At 70.8% G+C, this 16636-nt stretch carries 16 protein-coding genes; 5 read left to right on the forward strand and 11 right to left on the reverse strand.

The annotated features are described in order from the left end of the window. Position 1: 1 nt before the first annotated feature. The 8 genes from HUT06_RS35260 to HUT06_RS35295 are packed head-to-tail and all read right to left on the reverse strand — an operon-like array spanning position 2 to position 8721. The gene (locus HUT06_RS35260) at positions 2–1273 is read right to left on the reverse strand and encodes an MCE family protein (RefSeq protein WP_176199673.1); all 1272 of its coding nucleotides are present in this window, start codon (positions 1271–1273) and stop codon (positions 2–4) included. Then, positions 1273–2514, reverse strand: a complete 1242-nt coding sequence (locus tag HUT06_RS35265; RefSeq protein WP_176199674.1) for an MCE family protein — start codon at positions 2512–2514, stop codon at positions 1273–1275. The genes HUT06_RS35260 and HUT06_RS35265 overlap by 1 nt, the downstream gene beginning before the upstream one ends. A 1-nt stretch (position 2515) precedes the next feature. Beyond that, the gene (locus tag HUT06_RS35270) at positions 2516–3712 is read right to left on the reverse strand and encodes an MCE family protein (RefSeq protein ID WP_217711587.1); all 1197 of its coding nucleotides are present in this window, start codon (positions 3710–3712) and stop codon (positions 2516–2518) included. After that, positions 3709–4773, reverse strand: a complete 1065-nt coding sequence (locus HUT06_RS35275) for an MCE family protein (protein ID WP_217711588.1) — start codon at positions 4771–4773, stop codon at positions 3709–3711. The genes HUT06_RS35270 and HUT06_RS35275 overlap by 4 nt, the downstream gene beginning before the upstream one ends. Further along, on the reverse strand, positions 4770–6047 hold the full coding sequence (locus tag HUT06_RS35280) for an MCE family protein (RefSeq protein WP_176199675.1): 1278 nt from the start codon (positions 6045–6047) through the stop codon (positions 4770–4772). Before HUT06_RS35280 ends, HUT06_RS35275 begins: the two co-directional genes overlap by 4 nt. Position 6048: 1 nt before the next feature. After that, on the reverse strand, positions 6049–6885 hold the full coding sequence (locus tag HUT06_RS35285) for an ABC transporter permease (RefSeq protein WP_138638957.1): 837 nt from the start codon (positions 6883–6885) through the stop codon (positions 6049–6051). A gap of 1 nt (position 6886) precedes the next feature. After that, positions 6887–7675 carry an ABC transporter permease gene (locus tag HUT06_RS35290; RefSeq protein ID WP_138638956.1) on the reverse strand — a complete coding sequence of 263 codons (789 nt, stop codon included), beginning with the start codon at positions 7673–7675 and terminating at the stop codon, positions 6887–6889. A gap of 53 nt (positions 7676–7728) precedes the next feature. Beyond that, entirely contained in the window at positions 7729–8721 is a 993-nt protein-coding gene (locus HUT06_RS35295) for an ABC transporter ATP-binding protein (RefSeq protein WP_176199676.1), read from the reverse strand. 460 nt (positions 8722–9181) lie between these two features. Here HUT06_RS35295 and HUT06_RS35300 point away from each other — a divergent pair, with 460 nt between their 5' ends. Next, positions 9182–10399, forward strand: a complete 1218-nt coding sequence (locus HUT06_RS35300; protein WP_176199677.1) for a helix-turn-helix domain-containing protein — start codon at positions 9182–9184, stop codon at positions 10397–10399. 131 nt (positions 10400–10530) lie between these two features. After that, positions 10531–11178, forward strand: a complete 648-nt coding sequence (locus HUT06_RS35305; protein ID WP_176199678.1) for a TetR/AcrR family transcriptional regulator — start codon at positions 10531–10533, stop codon at positions 11176–11178. Between the two features lie 25 nt (positions 11179–11203). Here the strand turns inward: HUT06_RS35305 and HUT06_RS35310 are convergent, their stop codons facing one another. Both HUT06_RS35310 and HUT06_RS35315 read right to left on the reverse strand, forming a co-directional pair. Continuing rightward, positions 11204–11584: a nitroreductase family deazaflavin-dependent oxidoreductase gene (locus HUT06_RS35310; RefSeq protein ID WP_217711589.1), complete on the reverse strand. Its 381-nt coding sequence runs from the start codon at positions 11582–11584 to the stop codon at positions 11204–11206. Positions 11585–11659: 75 nt separating this feature from the next. Next, positions 11660–13123, reverse strand: a complete 1464-nt coding sequence (locus HUT06_RS35315; RefSeq protein ID WP_176199679.1) for an NAD(P)/FAD-dependent oxidoreductase — start codon at positions 13121–13123, stop codon at positions 11660–11662. Between the two features lie 83 nt (positions 13124–13206). Between HUT06_RS35315 and HUT06_RS35320 the strand changes: the two genes are divergently transcribed. Next, positions 13207–13878: a TetR/AcrR family transcriptional regulator gene (locus tag HUT06_RS35320; protein WP_254715551.1), complete on the forward strand. Its 672-nt coding sequence runs from the start codon at positions 13207–13209 to the stop codon at positions 13876–13878. Here HUT06_RS35320 and HUT06_RS35325 read toward each other — a convergent pair. Further along, positions 13811–14503, reverse strand: a complete 693-nt coding sequence (locus HUT06_RS35325) for a TetR/AcrR family transcriptional regulator (RefSeq protein WP_176199680.1) — start codon at positions 14501–14503, stop codon at positions 13811–13813. The genes HUT06_RS35320 and HUT06_RS35325 overlap by 68 nt on opposite strands. 107 nt (positions 14504–14610) lie before the next feature. On the opposite strand from HUT06_RS35325, the gene HUT06_RS35330 reads away from it, so the two are divergent. Both HUT06_RS35330 and HUT06_RS35335 read left to right on the forward strand, forming a co-directional pair. Continuing rightward, positions 14611–15717 carry a ferritin-like domain-containing protein gene (locus HUT06_RS35330; RefSeq protein WP_176199681.1) on the forward strand — a complete coding sequence of 369 codons (1107 nt, stop codon included), beginning with the start codon at positions 14611–14613 and terminating at the stop codon, positions 15715–15717. Between the two features lie 53 nt (positions 15718–15770). Continuing rightward, positions 15771–16625: an SDR family NAD(P)-dependent oxidoreductase gene (locus HUT06_RS35335; RefSeq protein ID WP_176199682.1), complete on the forward strand. Its 855-nt coding sequence runs from the start codon at positions 15771–15773 to the stop codon at positions 16623–16625. Positions 16626–16636: the final 11 nt, after the last annotated feature.

The raw sequence follows: 16636 nt of genomic DNA on the forward strand, positions 1-16636 counted from the left end.
GTCAGTTTCCCTCCCCGAGCGTCGGCAGCGGAAGGGCGGGCTCGCTGCTCGGGCCTTCGTTCCGGGGCGCCTGGCTCGGGGCCACCGGCTGCGGCGCCCGCGAGGCGGGAGCCTGCGTAGTGGGGGTGCCCGCCCCGGGGACGGCGGCCCTGGTGCCGGGCCGGGTCGCGGTGTCGGGGCAGGGCGCCGGCTGCGGGCCGACGACCGTGGGCGTCGCGGCGAGGGCGCGCGCCTTCGCCTCCTCGTCGTCGAGGCCGTCCTTCGGGCCCTTCTCCTCGACCGGCGGGATGACGCAGTCGAAGCCCTTCGCCGCGATGACGGTGACGTAGCCGTTGAGGTAGTCGCCCTTGATGGCCTTGAGCGCCTCGTCGGTGAACGGGTACGTCAGCAGGATCTCCAGCGACTTCGGCAGGTCGCGGCCGGAGTCGGCGAGCTTGCGCAGGATGACCGACAGCGCCCGCAGGTTCGCGGCCGTGTCGTCCTTGCTGGCGTTGATCGTCTTGACGGCGACGTCCGACAGCTTCTCCAGCCGGCGCAGCATCTCGACGAGCCGGCCGCGCTGCTCCTCCAGCACCTTCAGGCCGGGCGACAGGTCGGTCAGCACGGTCGACACCTGGCCGTTGCGGGAGGCGACCGTGGACGACAGCCGGTTCAGGCCGTCGAGCGCGTTCACAATCGACTGCCTGTTGCGGTTCAGCGTCGAGGTGAAGGTGTTGAGGTTCTCCAGCGCGGAGCGGACCTTGTCCTCGCGCCCGTTGAGCGCCTGGTTCAGCTCCCGGTTGATCGTGCGGATCTGCGGGAGCCCGCCGCCCGACAGCAGCAGCGACAGCGCGCCGAACACCTCCTCGGTGTCGGCGTTGCGCGTCGTGCGGGACGCCGGGATCACGGCGCCGTCGGTGAGCCGCTGCGGGGACGGTGCCGTCGTGGGCGCCGCCAGCTTGACGTACTTCTCCCCCAGCAGGCTCGACTGCTCCAGGTTCGCGACGGAGTTGGCGGGCAGGTGCACGTCGCCGTTGATGATCAGCGTGACCTCGGCCTGCCATGCGCCCTTCGGCAGCGACACCTTCTTCACCCGGCCGACCGGCACGTCGTTGACGCGGACGGCCGCCTGCGGGACGAGGTTCAGCACGTCCTCGAACTGCACCTTGACCGTGTACGGGTGGTCGCCGAGGTCGGCGCCGCCGGGCAGCGGGACGTCCTCCAGCTGCACCGAGCAGCCCGTCGCCAGCACGGCGCCGGCGGTGAGGGCCGCGACGAGCTTGGGCACGCGCATCAGCGGTCCCCCTTCTTCCCGGTGGAGCCGGCGTAGATCTTGCCCGCGGGCGGCAGCGGCAACGCCGGGAGGCCGGTCTGCTGGGTGGGCGCCACGGCGACCAGCCCGCCCTTGTCCAGCCGGTCGCACTGCTCGCGGAGCGTCGCGGTCGCGGACGCCGCCGCGGCGCACAGCGGCCGCTGGTCGGCGGCGACCGGGTCGACGCCCGGCTGGTCCAGGCTGCCGAACGCCTTGGTGATCTCCAGGAGGTTGCCGCGCGCCATCAGCGTGCGGGTCTTCGGGTCGTAGGCGTTCAGCGCGTTCTGCGTCACCAGCGGCGCGGTGTCGACGAGTTCGGCGAGGGACGCCCGCTCATCGACGAGCACCTGGGTGACCTTGGCGAGCTTGCCGACGTTCGTCTTCAGCGCCGCCCGGTTGTCCTGGACGAACCCCTTCACCTCGGCGAGCGCCCGCGCGAGGGTGCGCAGCGCCGCGCCCAGTTCGTCGCGGTCGGCGGCGAGGAACCGGCTCACCTCGGCGAGCTGGTTCTCGGCCAGCCGGATCTGCCCGTCGTTGGCGCGGAGCATCTTGCTGAACTTGTTGAGGTTGGCGATGGTGGCGTACAGGTCGCCGCTGTTGTCGGCGAGGGTCTGCGACGCCTTGCCGAGGTCGGAGATCATCGTGTTGAGCGCCTGGCCGTTGCCGCCGAGGTTGGCGGCGCCGACCCGGATGACGTCCGACAGGGCGCCCTGGGCGTTCAGCCCCTGCGGGCCGAGGTCGCCGGAGATCTTCCGGACGGCGGTGTAGAGCTGGTCGAGCTCCAGCGGCGTCGCGGTGTTGTTCACGTCGATCGAGGCGCCGTCGGCCATCTTCGGGCCGCCGCTGTAGGCGGGGTCGAGCTGGACGTACCGGTCCGACACCAGGTTCGGCGCGATGACGACGGCGCGGGCGGCGGCGGGGACGTCGATCTCGTCGTCCACCCGCATCTCGACCTTGACCTTGTCGCCGAGCGGTTCGATGGAGTCGATCGCCCCGACCTTCACGCCGAGGACACGGACGTCGGAGCCCGGGTAGACGCCGATCGCGGTGGCGAAGTACGCGGTGATCTTGTGGGTCGGTCCGCCGCTCAGCAGCGGGACGAGCGCGATCGCGACCAGCAGCACGAACACCGCGATCAGCGCCTGCACCACCCGCGTCCGATGGTCGCGGATCGGTGAGCCGAGCTTCGGCAGCTTCGCCGTGCGCGTCGTGGAGGACGCCATGTCACCGGCCTCCCGTCAGGTGCGGCGGCTTGCAGTGGTCCGGGTTCTCCGGTTGCCACCTGCCGTTCACCAAGTACTCCTTGGGGACGGTCCCGCACAGGTAGCCGTCCACCCAGCGGCCGTTGCCGGTCGCGTTGCCGAGGACGCGGACGTAGGGCGCCGCGGTCTCCAGCACGCGCTCCAGGTTCTTCTGGTTGCGTTCGAGGGTGGTGGTGACCCGCTCCAGGGACGCCAGCGTCGGCCCGAGGGTGCGGCGGTTGTCGTTCACCAGGCCGACCAGCTCGTTGGAGAGGCGGTTGGTGCCGACGAGCAGCGCGTGGATGGCGTCGCGGCGCCGGCGCAGTTCGCCGAGCAGCAGGTTGCCGTCCTTGAACAGCGTCTCGAACTGGGAGTTCTGCGCGGCGATCGTGCCCGACAGCTGCTTGGTCCCGGCGAGCAGCCGGGACAGCTCGGCGTCCCGCGACGCGATCGTGTTCGACAGCGACGACAGGCCGTGCAGCGCGACCCGGACGCTCGGCGGCGTGTCCTCGAACGTCGTGGAGATCGTCTCCAGGCTCTGCGCGAGCTTGGCGGTGTCGAGGTCCTGGAACGTCCGCCCGAGGTCCTGGAACGCCGTCGTGACGTCGTAGGGGGCCACGGTCCGGTCGAGCGGGATCGTCTGCTCCGGGTTCTGCTTCCGGTAGCCGAGCGGGTCGAGCTGGAGGTACTTCGACCCCAGCAGCGTCTTGATCATGATGGTGGCGCGGGTGGCGTTCCCGATCCAGGTGTCCTTGACCCGGAACGTCACCTTGACCCGGTTGCCCTTGAGCGAGACGTCGGTGACCTTCCCGACCTTCACCCCGGCGACGCGGACCTCCTGGCCCTCCTTCAGCCCGGCGGCCTCGGAGAAGTAGGCGCTGTAGGTCGTCCCGCCGCCGATGACCGGCAGCCGGTCGGCGCGGTAGGCGAGCGTGCCGAGGACGAGCAGGATCACGACGCCGACGACGGCGACCACGATCGGGTTGCGCTCGCGCAGCGGCTTCAGTCGCGGCCGGCCCTTCTTCGGACGCGGCAGGGCGCGCGGCAGCGGCCGGGGCGGCGGCCCGCCCGCGGGCGGCCCACCGGCCGGGGGGCCGCCTGCGGGAGGTCCGCCGGGAGGCGGCCCGCCCACCGGGGGGAGGGAGGGCGGGCCGCCGGGCGGCGGGGTCGGGGGCGTCATCCGCGGCACCTCGAGTCATCCTTCTTGATGGGGAGGCCGGTCGGCGGCGGCTGGTTCGACAGGTCGGAGCCCGCGTAGCTGACGCCGATCAACTTCACCTCGCACTGGTAGAAGTTCACCCACGAGCCGTAGGAGGCCAGGCGCCCGAAGGCCGCCATCTTCCCGGGCGAGCGCTGGAGGAAGCGCGTCAGCAGCGGCTCGTCGCGGTTGAGGTTGTCGCTGAGCCGGCCGAGCTGGACGATGTCGTCCTTCAGCGGGTCCCGCGTGACCTGGAGCAGCCCGGCGGTGGCGGTGGTCAGGTCGGCGATCGACCCGAGCGCCTCGCCGATCGGCTTGCGGTCGGTGGCGAGGCCGGAGGTGAACCGGCGCAGCGTGGTGACCAGGTCGACGAGCTGCCGGTCCCGGCCGTTGATGGTCCGGACGACGCTGTCCAGGTTCGTGATCAGCTGGCCGATCACCTGGTCCTTGGCGGCCAGCGTGCTCGTCAGCTGCCCGACGGTGCGCAGCAGGCTCTCGACGGTGCCGCTCTCGCCCTGGAGCACCTTGACGATCGACTCCGACAGCTTGTTCGCCTCGCCGGGCGAGAGCGCCTGCATCAGCGGCTGGAAGCCCTGGAACAGCTGCGTGAGGTTGAGCGTCCCGGCGGTGTGCTCGACGGGGATCGTCCCGCCGGGCTTCAGCGCCTGGCCGGGCGAGCCGGTGCCCTGGCCGAGCGCGATGTACCGCCCGCCGACCAGGTTCAGGTACTTCACGGCGGCGGTCGCCGACGCCGGGATCTGCCGGTCCCGGTCGACGGAGATCTTCACCCGGGCGAGCCGCCGGTCGCTGACCTTGATCTCCTCGACCTGGCCGACCTCGACGCCCGCGATCCGCACCCCGTGCCCCGGGTGCAGCCCGGCGACGTCGGTGAATTTGGCGTAGTAGGTGACGCGGTCGCCGCTGGTGGCGCCGGTGATGCTGGACGCCAGCAGGGCCGTCGCCAGCACCGTCACCACGATGAAGATCAGCGAGCTGACGAGCGGGAAGCCCATGCCCTTGATCCCCTGGCCGGTGAGCCTCACTTGACCGTCACCTCCGTGCCCCGGTAGATCGGCCCGACCAGCACGCTCGACCAGTCCGGCAGTTCCTCGGGGACCTCGTCCAGCGGCGGGCCGGCGAGCTCGTTGACCAGGTCGTTCTCCGACGCCGAGTTCGCCGGGCCGAGGCCGCTGCCGGCCGCGCCCGCCTTGCCGGGGGCGCCGCCGGCGGGCAGCACCCGCACGCCGTTCCCGGTCGCCAGGTACGGGACGCTCGGGCAGTGCGGCCCGCTGCCGCCGTCGTAGCGCGGCGCGTCCTTGCCCGGCACGTAGCGGCCCTTGCTCTTGAGCGGCACCACCACGCCGTGCACGCCGTGCTTGTCGGTGCCCTTGCCGAGGACCTTGTTCATCGTCGGGATGAAGTCGGCGAGGGTGCGGAACGTGCAGGGCGCGGCCGGGGCGTAGCGGCGCATCAGCTCCAGGCTCCCCCGGCTCTCGGTCGCCAGCGCGATGATGTTGCCGGAGTTGGCGTCCAGGAAGTCCTGGAGGTCGGCCGACGACCCCGACACCGCGTCGTACAGGGTCGCGAGCGCGGTGCGCTGCTCGGCGATCGTCCGGCTCGTCACGGTGAAGTCGGTGAGCGCCTGGAGCAGGTCGGGCGCCGCGTCCGAGGCGTGCCGGCTGAACTCCGCCAGCTCCTGGAGGTTGCGGGTGAGCGCCGGGACCTCGGGGTTCATCTTGGTCAGGAACGCGTCGAGCTGCTCGAAGTTGCGGCCGATCTGGTCGCCGCGCCCCTCCAGCGCCCGCGACATGGCGTTCAGCGTCGCCGACAGCTTCGCGGGCTGGAGCGTGTTCAGCAGGTCCATCGTGTGGTTCAGGACCTCCGACAGCTCCACCGCGTTCTTGCTGCGGTCCTCGGAGATGACGTCGCCGTCGGCGATCGGCCGGCCCGCCGACCCGGGCGGCGGGACGAGCGAGACGAACCGCGCGCCGAACACCGTCGTCGGCAGCAGCCGCGCCTGGACGTCCGCCGGGATCCGGTCGGTCATCCCCGGTTTCAGCGCCAGCTCCAGCTTCGCGCCCGCGCCGTCCGCCTTGATGGAGCGGACCTCGCCGACGACCACGCCGCGGACCTTCACGTCCGCCATCGGGTGCATCTCGTGCCCGGCCGTCGAGGTGCGCAGCGTCACCCGCGTCGCGTCGGTGAACTGCTTGTCGTAGATCGCGATCGACAGCCAGATCAGCAGCGCCGGGACGAGCAGGAACACCACCCCGGTGAGGCGCTGCCCGACCACGTGCCGGGTCGTTCGTCTCGCCATGTCAGCCCGTCACCTTCACCGTCGTCGTGGCGCCCCAGATGGCGAGGCTGGCGAAGAAGTCCGTCACGCTGATCAGCACGATCGCGGTGCGGACCGCGCGGCCGACGGCGACGCCCACGCCGGCGGGGCCGCCGACCGCGCGGTAGCCGTAGTAGCAGTGCGCCAGCACCACCATCACGCTGAAGATCAGCACTTTCGCGAACGAGAGCAGCACGTCCTCGGGGGCGAGGAAGAGGTTGAAATAGTGGTCGTAGGTGCCGGCCGACTGCCCGTTGAACCAGATCGTCACCTGTCTGGACGCCAGATACGAGCTGAGCAGCCCGATGCCGTACAGCGGGATGATCGCGACCGTGCCCGCGATGATGCGCGTGGTCACCAGGTAGGGCACCGACTGGATGCCCATGCCCTCCAGGGCGTCGATCTCGTCGTTGATCCGCATCGCGCCGAGCTGCGCGGTGAACCCGGCGCCGACCGTCGCCGACAGCGCCAGCCCGGACGCCAGCGGCGCGATCTCGCGGGTGTTGAAGTACGCCGAGATGAACCCGGTGAACGCCGCCGACCCGATCTGGTCGAGCGCGGCGTAGCCGGACAGGCCGACGACGACGCCGGTGAAGATCGTCATACCGATCATCACGCCGACGGTGCCGCCGATGACGGCGAGCGCGCCGCTGCCGAACGCGACCTCGCTGAGCAGCCGCAGCGACTCGCCCAGGTAGCGGCGGATCGCGCGCGGCGTCCACAGCAGCGCCCGGATGTAGAAGCCGAGCTGGTCGCCGGGCTGGTCCAGCCAGGAGACCAGCTTCACCGGCTTGAGCCGGCGGGCCCCGGGAACCGCCATGTCACGCTCCCTTCGGGGGGACGACCTGCAGGTAGATGGCGGTCAGCACGACGTTGACGAAGAACAGCATCAGGAACGTGATGACGACCGACTGGTTGACCGCGTCTCCGACGCCCTTCGGGCCGGGGCTCGGGTTCAGGCCGCGGTAGGCGGCCACGACCCCGGCGATGAACCCGAAGATCAGCGCCTTGAACTCGCCGATGTAGAGGTCGGGGAGCTGCGCGAGCGCGGAGAACGAGGCGAGGTAGGCGCCGGGCGTCCCGTCCTGCAGCAGCACGTTGAAGAAGTAGCCGCCGGCGACGCCGACCACCGAGACCAGGCCGTTCAGCAGCACCGCGACCGCCATGCAGGCGAGCACCCGGGGGACGACGAGGCGCTGGATGGGCGAGACGCCCATCACCTCCATCGCGTCCATCTCCTCCCGGATCGTCCGGGAGCCGAGGTCGGCGCAGATCGCCGACCCGGCCGCGCCGGAGATCAGCAGCGCCACGATCAGCGGGCTCGCCTGCTGCACGACCGCGAGGACGCTCGCGCCGCCGGTGAGCGACTGCGCGCCGAGCTGCTTGGCCAGCGACCCGACCTGCAGCGAGATGACCGCGCCGAACGGGATCGACACCAGCGCGGTCGGCAGGATCGACACCGACGCGATGAACCAGAACTGCTGGACCAGCTCGCGGAGCTGGAACGGGCGCCGGAACGACAGCGCCAGCACCGTCCCGGCCAGCGCGAACAGCCGCCCGGTCTGGCGCAGCGCGCCGGCGCCGGGGACCGCGGCGTCAGGTGCGGCCACGCGCGTCTCCTTCCAGGGGCACGCGCGCGTCACCGCGCCGTGCGGTCAGGTGCTCAGTTCGCGCCATGGAAGCCGCCTTCTTGCTGCTGGTGGGCGCGGTTGGCGCGGATCGCCTGCTGCGCCGCGTAGGACAGCCGCGGCATCATCGCGTCGACCGCCATCGCATGCCGCTGCTCGCCCTGCCGCGGCGGCATCCCGGGCGTGGGCCGCAGCTGCGGCGGGATCTCCAGGGTGCGGTGGGTGCGCGCCGGGGCCGCGGCCTCGGCGGCGAGCAGCGCCGCGTCCTTCTCCTCCGACATGCCGATCGGGCCGTGGGTGTCGCCGTGCAGGAACTGCAGGACGGCCGGCTCCTCGCTGGTCAGCAGCGCCTCGCGGGGACCGAACGCCACGAGGTCGCGGCGGTACAGCATGCCGATGTTGTCGGGGACGGTCGCGGCGATGTCGATGTTGTGCGTGACGATCAGCATCGTCGCGTCGATCCGCGCGTTGACGTCGATGAGCAGCTGCGAGATGTGCGCGGTGCGGACCGGGTCGAGGCCGGAGTCCGGCTCGTCGCACAGGATGATCTCCGGGTCGAGGACGAGCGCGCGGGCCAGGCCGGCGCGCTTGCGCATGCCGCCGGAGATCTGGCCGGGCAGCTTGCGCTCCTCGCCGGCGAGGCCGACCATCTCCATCCGCTCCAGCACGATCCGCCGGATCTCCGACTCCTTCTTGCGGGTGTGCTCGCGGAGCGGGAACGCGATGTTGTCGTACAGGGGCAGGGACCCGAACAGGGCGCCGTCCTGGAACATCAGGCCGAACCGCTTGCGGGCCTCGAAGACCTCGCGGTCGCGGTCGTTGACCATGTCGACACCGTCGATCATGACCCGGCCCTCCTCGGGCTTGAGCAGACCGACGAGCGACTTGAGGAACACCGTCTTGCCGGTGCCGGACGGCCCGAGCAGCACGCTGACCTCTCCCGGCGGGAGGGTGAGGGTGACATCCCGCCAGATCGTCTGCCGGCCGAACACTTTCGTCAGCCCCTCGACGACGACTTCAATTCCCAACGACACCACCACTCGCGATAGGGCAGGAGGTTGCGAGGACGTTACGGCCCAGTAGACACGGAATTCAATAGGGGCTCGCGGTATCTTCGGCACAATTCGGTAAATGGCCGCCGGAATTTGTCACCGACTTAGTGTTCGATCTCCGGGAACCCGTCGCGAGTGACTACCACCGGGTAACATGGTGTCGGCGGGCCGCGCGGCGACGCACAGCCGGCCGCTGTGGTTGTCACCGATCCAGCAACCGAACGTCATTCTTGTCACATCGCGCGCAAAGCGGGGGCCCGCTACGGCCGATCATGGCGCAGCCCCTTGCCAGCCGGGACTGGCGACTTTATGTTCGCGGTGTTCTCGAACTCGCCCACGGTGCTCGCTTCCCGTCCGGCACACCCCCGTCCGGAGCCGTCGTCCCGCCGGGACGGCCACCCCGTACCGGCCGGCTCGATGCGGAGGTTTCCTTTCCATGTCCCAGGCATTGGAATTGTCCGAACACGGCAGGAGTCAGATCGACTTCCGGAATTTCCTCGAGCTGCTGCGGACCGAACTGGCCGATGTGACGAGCGAGATCGTCGCGGAGATCAAGCAGAACATCCCCGAGTACGACCGGCCCGACCCGTCCTACGACCAGACGCTCCGGCTCTGCTCGGACATGCTGCTGCCGACGTTCCTGGAACGCGTCTCCGACCCCGGCGCCTCCACCGCCCAGCGCGACGAGACCTGCCGCACCCTCGGGCGCTTCGAGGCCATCGAGGGACGGTCCCTGGACCACCTCCAGGCCGCCGCCCGGATCGCCTTCCACGTCGCCTGGCGCCGGACGGCCGTCCTCGCCGAGCGCGAGCAGGTGCCCACCTCCGTCGTGGCCGCCGCCGTCGACGCCATGCTCGTCTACCTGGAGGAATCGGTCGCCCAGGCCCGCCTCGGCTACCAGCAGGCCACCGGGCACGCCGACATGCGCCGCCGCGAGGAGCGGCGCCGGCTGCTGCACCTCATCCTGCAGCGGCCCGCCGTCGTCCCCGAGGCCATCGAGGACCTCGCCAAGTCCACCGGCTGGTGGCCGCTGCCCGCCGAGGCCACGCTCATCGCCGTCCACCCCGAGGCGCCCTGCACGCGCTCCGCGCTCGACACCGACGTCCTCACCGACTTCGACTCGGCCGAGCCGTGCCTGCTCGTCCCCGGGCCGCTCACCGCCGACCGCAAGAGCATGCTGCGCGCCGCCCTGTCGGACGCCAGCTGCGTCCTCGGCCTCACCCTCCCGCTGGAACGGGCCACGCACTCGCTGCGCTGGGCGCGCCGCGTCCTCTCGCTCGCGGAGGAGGGGATCATCCCGGACGGCTCCCTCATCCCGTGCCAGAACCACCTGATGACCATGTGGCTGCTGTCGGATCCGCCGCTCATCGAGGAACTCACCAGGCGGCACCTGGAGCCGCTGCAGGACGTCTCCGACGGGCAGCGCAAGCGCCTGGTGGAGACCCTCGCCGAGTCCGTCACCACCCGCTCCACCGCGGTCGACATCGGCGAGCGGCTCAAGATCCACCCGCAGACCGTCCGGTACCGGCTCCGCCAGCTGGAGGGCTACCTCGGCGACAGCCTGGACGACGCCGACACCCGGTTCTCGCTCGACGCCACCCTGCGCGCCGCGAGCCTGTACCGGCGCCGCCGGCTCGGCCGCCGGAAACCGTGACGCGAGCGGCGGTTGCGGCGCTGTTGTGACTTTCCGCGGAACGCCGGTGACGTTTTGGGTCACACGGGACGGCAGGGGCCGTTATCCTGACCTTCTGGTTACCGCCTCCTGACGGGAAGTCGAAGGAGTCCATGCCGACCTCGACCTGGTTCCGCCTCAACGTCGCCAAGCGCGAGCGCGTGCTCGAGGTGGCGATGCGCGAGTTCGGGGAGCACGGGTACTCGACCGGCAGCCTCAACACCATCGCGCGCGAGGCCGGGATCGCCAAGGGGTCGCTGTTCCAGTACTTCAGCGACAAGCTGGAGTTCTTCGCGTTCGTCTGCGACGAGACGTCCCGCCGCATCCGCGAGGAGATGGAGCGCCGCATCGAGCGCGTCTCCTTCGACCAGTCCTTCGACGAGTGGCTCTTCGACGTCCTGTGCGACTGGACCGAGTACATGGCCGACCACCCGCTGGAGCGCGGCGTCACGGCGGCCACCAACTTCGAGCTCGACAACAGCGTGCGGTCCGTCGTCCGCGACACCGCGAACCAGCACTACCTCCAGGTCATCCACCCGACGCTGGAGCTGTGGAAGGCCGAGGGCGCCATCCGCGAGGACGCCGACCCCGCCGTCCTCGCCACCTGGCTGATGACCCTGCTGCCGTTCCTCGCGCTCGCGCCGTACTACGACGGCCTCGACCCGATCCACGAGCTGCGGGGCCGCAGCCCGGCCGAGCAGCGGCCCGTGATCCGGCAGCTCCTCGCGGGGTTCCGGCCCATGTTCGCACCCGAGAAGTAGCGCTGAGGAGCCGTCGCGGGGCGGATCAGTCCTCGATGTCGGCCACCAGGACGTCCATGAAGCGGGTCGCGGAGCGGGCCGGCAGCGGCAGGACGTCGGCCTCGGCGGCCGTCACCACGCGCGGGTGCGCGATGCGCCGGGCGCGGCCGAACCGCTCCACGCCGCCGTGCCCCTCGGTCAGCAGGTTGCGGACCCAGTCGGTGTCGCGCCCGTACGGCAGCCCGATGATCAGCCGGGAGCCGCTGCGGAACGCGGTGACGGGCGTCCGGTACTCGCGGCCCGACCGGCGCCCCCGGTGCACGACCACGGCGAGCGGCGGCAGGTAGGGCGCGTAGACGCCCTGGATCCGGTTCGTGACCTTCTTGTTGAAGCTGGGGAGCCAGCTCGGCATCAGCGGCTTCGGCATGCCCCATGAGTAACACGTCCGGGCGCCCACCGCATGGCGAGCGCCCGGACGTGGCCGCGCTTATCAGCGGGTGAGTCAGCGGGTGACGATGTACTCGGCGGGGTCGGCCTTGCGGGAGCCCGCCCAGTACTCGAACGTGAAGCCCGGCCACAGGGTGCGGTTGACGCCCTTGTCGTCCAGGTACCAGCTGTCGCAGCCGCCCTCGTTCCAGACGGCGCGGCGCAGCCGCTTCTGCAGCCGGTCGTTGAACCGGCGCGCGGCCTCCGGCCTCGGCTCGATGACCTCGCCGCCGGCGTCCTGGAGGAGGCGCAGGCAGTTCAGCACGTGCTGGATCTGCACCTCGATCATGAACACGACCGAGTTGTGGCCGAGGCCGGTGTTCGGGCCGAGCAGCATGAAGAAGTTCGGCATGCCGGGGATCGTGGTGCCGCGGTGCGCCTCGATGCCGTCCGCCCAGATCTCCTGGAGCTTGGTGCCGCCGCGGCCGGTGACGCGCAGGTCGTTGAGGGCGTCGACCACCTTGAAGCCGGTGCCGTAGATGATGCAGTCGACCTCGTACTCGCGGCCGTCGGCGGTGACGACCGAGTTCTCCCGCACCTCGGCGACGCCGGAGGTCTCCACGTGCACGTTGGGGCGGGCGAGCGCCGGATAGTAGTCGTTGGACAGCAGGATCCGCTTGCACCCGATCGTGTAGTCGGGCGTCACCTTGGCGCGCAGCTCCGGGTCGGCGATCTGCTTCGCGATGTGCCGCCGGGCGACGCGCTCCTGCGGGCCCGACAGGCGCGGGTCGACCGTGAAGCCGACCGCGCGGGCCTCCAGCGCCCAGTAGATGCCGTTGCGGAACGCGCGGGCGGCGCCCGGCACCTTCTCGAACGCCTTGCGCACCGGCGCGGGGATCGGCACGTCCGGCTTCGGCTGGATCCACGGCGGCGTCCGCTGGAAGACGACCAGGTCACCGGCCTGCTTGGCGACCTTCGGGACGAACTGGATCGCGGACGCGCCCGTCCCGATGACGGCGACGCGCTTGCCGGCGAGGTCGTAGCCGTGGTCCCACTCGGCGGAGTGGAACGCGGTGCCCTGGAACCGCTCCATGCCCGGCAGGTCCGGGAAGGACGGGACGTGCAGCGCGCCGATGCCCGACACGATGGCGCGGGGGGTGAGGACCGTCCCGTCGGTGAGGGTGACGTTCCAGCGCCTGGCCTCGTCGTCGTACTCCATGGAGTCGACCCGCGCGCCGAACCGGATGTGGTCGCGCACCCGGTACTTGTCGGCGGTCCGCTCCATGTACGCGCGGATCTCCGGCTGCGGCGCGAACATCCGCGACCAGCCGGGGTTCAGCTCGAAGGAGAAGGAGTACATGTGCGAGGGCACGTCGCAGGCGCACCCGGGATAGGTGTTGTCGTGCCACGTCCCGCCGAGCGCGTCGCTCTTCTCCAGGACGGTGAAGTCGTGGAAGCCGGACTGCTTGAGCCGGATCGCCATGCCGAGGCCGGCGAAGCCGGAGCCGATGATGACGATCGCGGGGGCGCGCTCGCTCATGACCCCTCCTCTCGGATAACCTACTCCGGGTAAGTTACCGCGAGTAGGTTACTGACGGTAGGTCCAACAGATAGGATTCTCCTGTGAGTGGCGCCACACCGCAGCCCCGACCTCCGGCCCGCCGACGGCGGATGTCGCGGGCCGAACGGGAGCAGCAGATGCTCGACGTGGCGGAGGGGGTGTTCGGCGAGCGCGGCTACCAGGGCACCTCCATGGACGAGATCGCCGACCGCTGCGGGGTCTCCAAGCCGATGCTCTACGAGTACTTCGGCTCCAAGGACGGCCTGCTCGTGGCGTGCGTGAGCCGGTCCAAGGCCGAACTGCTCGACGTCACCCAGAAGGCCATGGCGGGCGCCACCACCCCCGAGGACATCCTGTGGCGCGGCATGCTCGCCTACTTCTCCTTCGTGGACGCGCACAGCGGCTCTTTCGCGATGCTGCTGCGCGAGCCGGTCGTCCCGTCCCCGGAGACCGCCGAGGCCGTCGAGGCGACCCGGCGGCAGCAGAGCACGCTGATCGCGGGCGTGCTCGCGATGTTCGCGCCGGGCGCGCCGGACGCCGCGATCGAGGCGTACACGCAGATCATCATGGGCGCGAGCGAGCGGGTCGCGCTGTGGCAGGCCACCCGTCCCGACGTGTCGGCGCAGGACGCCGCCCGCTACATGACCGACTTCTGCCGGCAGGGCCTCAGCCCGTACCTGGACCCTCGTCCCGAGGAGGCCGGCGGCGGGCAAGTGCCTCCAGCGCCGCGATGAGCAGGTCGAGGCCGAACTCGAAGTCACTCTCGGGGTCGTGCTCGGCCAGCTCGGGGCCGTAGGCGATGACGTGCCGGAACTCCTCCGGGTCGAGGTGGTTCCACGACTCGGCGCCGGTCTCGGCGAGGTGCCCGAGCATCTTCTCCATGCCGATCTCGCGCATCTGCGCGCCAATCGCGTAGGCCAGCAGGGCGCGCATGATCCGCACGGCGGTGCCGCCGTCGAACCCGGCCGCGTCCGCCAGCGCGAGCGCCCGCTCCATCGGCCGCAGGCCCGCCGCCGTGTCGACCTTGTGGGTGAAGACGATCGTCATGCAGCGCGGGTTGTCGTGCGCGACCTTGCGGAACGCGCGGACGAGCGCCCGCGCCCGCTGCTGCCAGGGCTCGGCGGGGTCGTCGGTCAGCTCCAGGCCGGCGACGACCTGCTCCGCGACGCCCTCCAGCAGGGCGGTCTTGTTCGGGACGTGGTTGTAGAGCGACATCACGGCGACGTCCAGCTCGGCCGCGACGCGGCGCATCGACAGCGCGTCCGCGCCCTCCCGCTCGATCAGCGCGACCGCCGCCCGGACGATGCGGTCGCGGGTCAGCGCGGGGCGCGGTGTGTCGGGGGTCACGCCCTTGGTCATGCAACCCGCCCCTTTCCCGCCGTTGACACCGATAAGTGTCCCATGACACGGTACGTACATTGTACGTAGACGTACATCGTACGTCCGCGCTCGGGGAGGAGTGCACCATGTCGACCCACGACCTCTACACCGACCCCGTCCCCACCGGGAACTGGACCGTGCCCATGGCCGGCGACGCCCGGTTCACCTGGGAGTACGACGACGGGCGCGACCGCCTCCTCGCCCTCTACCAGAAGGGCAAGGACAAGCAGTGGGACTCCGTCAAGCGCATCGACTGGGACCTTGAGGTCGACCCGCACGACGTCCTCGGCGTCCCCGACCAGTCGCTCGCCATCTACGGGACGAAGCACTGGGACAAGCTCTCGGTCAAGGAGCGCGGCGAGCTGCGGCGGCACTACACGTCCTGGCAGTTCTCCCAGTTCATGCACGGCGAGCAGGGCGCGATGGTCACCGCCGCCCGCATCGTGGAGTCGGTGCCCGACCTCGACTCCAAGTTCTACTCCGCCACCCAGACCATGGACGAGGCGCGCCACGTCGAGCTGTTCACCCGGTTCCTGCACGAGAAGATCGGGATGGTCTACCCGATCAACACCCAGCTCCAGGACCTGCTCGACGAGACGCTCAGCGACTCCCGCTGGGACATGCCCTACCTCGGCATGCAGGTGCTCATCGAGGGCCTCGCGCTCGCCGCGTTCGGCGTCATCCGCGACATCACCACCAAGCCGCTGCCCAAGCAGATCCTCGCCTACGTCATGCAGGACGAGGCGCGCCACGTCGCGTTCGGCCGCCTCGCGCTGCGCGACTACTACAAGCAGCTCTCGGCCGCCGAGCTGCGCGAGCGCGAGGACTTCGTCATCGAGGGCTGCTACCTGATGCGCGACCGCATCCGCGGCCGGGAGATCTACACCAACTTCGGGATCGACCCCGCCGAGGTCGACGAGCTGGTGGAGAACTCGCCCTACATGCGGATGTTCCAGAGCCTGCTGTTCAGCCGGATCGTCCCGTGCGTGAAGGACATCGGGCTGTGGAGCGAGCGCGTCCAGGAGACCTACGACGACATGGGCGTCCTCGACATGTCCAAGGCCGACCTCGACGCGCTCATGAGGCAGGACGAGGAGATCGCCGAGAAGCTCGACACCGAGCGGTTCGCCGCCGAGGAGGCCGACCGCAAGGCCGAGGTGGACGCCGTCATCGCCGACGCGGCGGCGGGCTGAGTACGTTTGGATCACTCGATCCGAGAGCTACTCGTCCGCACACGGAGGTCTGGATGCCACTCGCGCACTTCGACGGCGCGCTCGCCGTCGTCACCGGAGCCGGCAGCGGCATCGGCCGCGCCACCGCGCTCGCCCTGGCCGAGGGCGGCGCGAGCGTCATCGCGGCCGACATCGACCTGGCCGCGGCGGAGCGCACCGCCGCCCGCGCGAAGGCCGTCGGCGCCGGCGGCACCGCCTACCGGGTGGACGTCTCCGACGCCGCCGCGATGGAGGCGTTCGCCGCCGAGGTGAAGGAGGCGCACCGCGTCCCCGACATCGTGGTCAACAACGCGGGCATCGCGCTGGCCGGGCCGTTCCTGGACACCGAGCCGGAGGACTGGGACCGCATCCTCGGCGTCAACCTGTGGGGCGTCATCCACGGCTGCCGGCTGTTCGGCCGGCAGATGCGCGACCGCGTCAACGCCCTGCCCAACAAGCCCGACAAGCCGAACCTCGGCGGCCACATCGTCAACATCGCGTCCGCCTCCGCGTTCGCGCCGTGGCGCGGCATGCCCGCCTACTGCACGACGAAGGCCGCCGTGCTGATGCTCAGCGAGTCGCTGCGCGCGGAGCTGGCGGGGTCGCGGATCGGCGTCACCGCCGTCTGCCCCGGCTTCGTCAGCACCGACCTCGTCAAGAACGGGACCTACGTCGACGGGTCCCCCGAGAAGCTGCGGCAGCGCGGCCAGAAGGCCATCCAGCTGCGCAACTACCCGCCGGAGAAGGTCGCCGAGCGGGTCGTCAACGCCATCGTCAAGAACAAGGCCGTGGTCCCCGTGAACTTCGAGGGCCACCTCCTGCACACCCTGTCCCGGGTGTCCCCCGCGTCCCTGCGCCTGCTGGCCAGAATCCCCACCCCCCAGGGCTGACGTCCGCGCCG

Origin of the sequence: Actinomadura sp. NAK00032, assembly GCF_013364275.1 — a bacterium.
In the GTDB taxonomy this organism is placed as follows: Bacteria; Actinomycetota; Actinomycetes; order Streptosporangiales; family Streptosporangiaceae; genus Spirillospora.

What these genes read in the sequence shown, in the direction of transcription:
- HUT06_RS35260 (WP_176199673.1), bottom strand. Translation starts at nt 1,273, where the DNA reads ATGCGCGTGCCCAAGCTCGTCGCGGCCCTCACCGCCGGCGCCGTGCTG.
- HUT06_RS35265 (WP_176199674.1), bottom strand. Translation starts at nt 2,514, where the DNA reads ATGGCGTCCTCCACGACGCGCACGGCGAAGCTGCCGAAGCTCGGCTCA.
- HUT06_RS35270 (WP_217711587.1), bottom strand. Translation starts at nt 3,712, where the DNA reads ATGACGCCCCCGACCCCGCCGCCCGGCGGCCCGCCCTCCCTCCCCCCG.
- HUT06_RS35280 (WP_176199675.1), bottom strand. Translation starts at nt 6,047, where the DNA reads ATGGCGAGACGAACGACCCGGCACGTGGTCGGGCAGCGCCTCACCGGG.
- HUT06_RS35285 (WP_138638957.1), bottom strand. Translation starts at nt 6,885, where the DNA reads ATGGCGGTTCCCGGGGCCCGCCGGCTCAAGCCGGTGAAGCTGGTCTCC.
- HUT06_RS35300 (WP_176199677.1), top strand. Translation starts at nt 9,182, where the DNA reads ATGTCCCAGGCATTGGAATTGTCCGAACACGGCAGGAGTCAGATCGAC.
- HUT06_RS35305 (WP_176199678.1), top strand. Translation starts at nt 10,531, where the DNA reads ATGCCGACCTCGACCTGGTTCCGCCTCAACGTCGCCAAGCGCGAGCGC.
- HUT06_RS35310 (WP_217711589.1), bottom strand. Translation starts at nt 11,584, where the DNA reads ATGCCGAAGCCGCTGATGCCGAGCTGGCTCCCCAGCTTCAACAAGAAG.
- HUT06_RS35315 (WP_176199679.1), bottom strand. Translation starts at nt 13,123, where the DNA reads ATGAGCGAGCGCGCCCCCGCGATCGTCATCATCGGCTCCGGCTTCGCC.
- HUT06_RS35325 (WP_176199680.1), bottom strand. Translation starts at nt 14,503, where the DNA reads ATGACCAAGGGCGTGACCCCCGACACACCGCGCCCCGCGCTGACCCGC.
- HUT06_RS35330 (WP_176199681.1), top strand. Translation starts at nt 14,611, where the DNA reads ATGTCGACCCACGACCTCTACACCGACCCCGTCCCCACCGGGAACTGG.
- HUT06_RS35335 (WP_176199682.1), top strand. Translation starts at nt 15,771, where the DNA reads ATGCCACTCGCGCACTTCGACGGCGCGCTCGCCGTCGTCACCGGAGCC.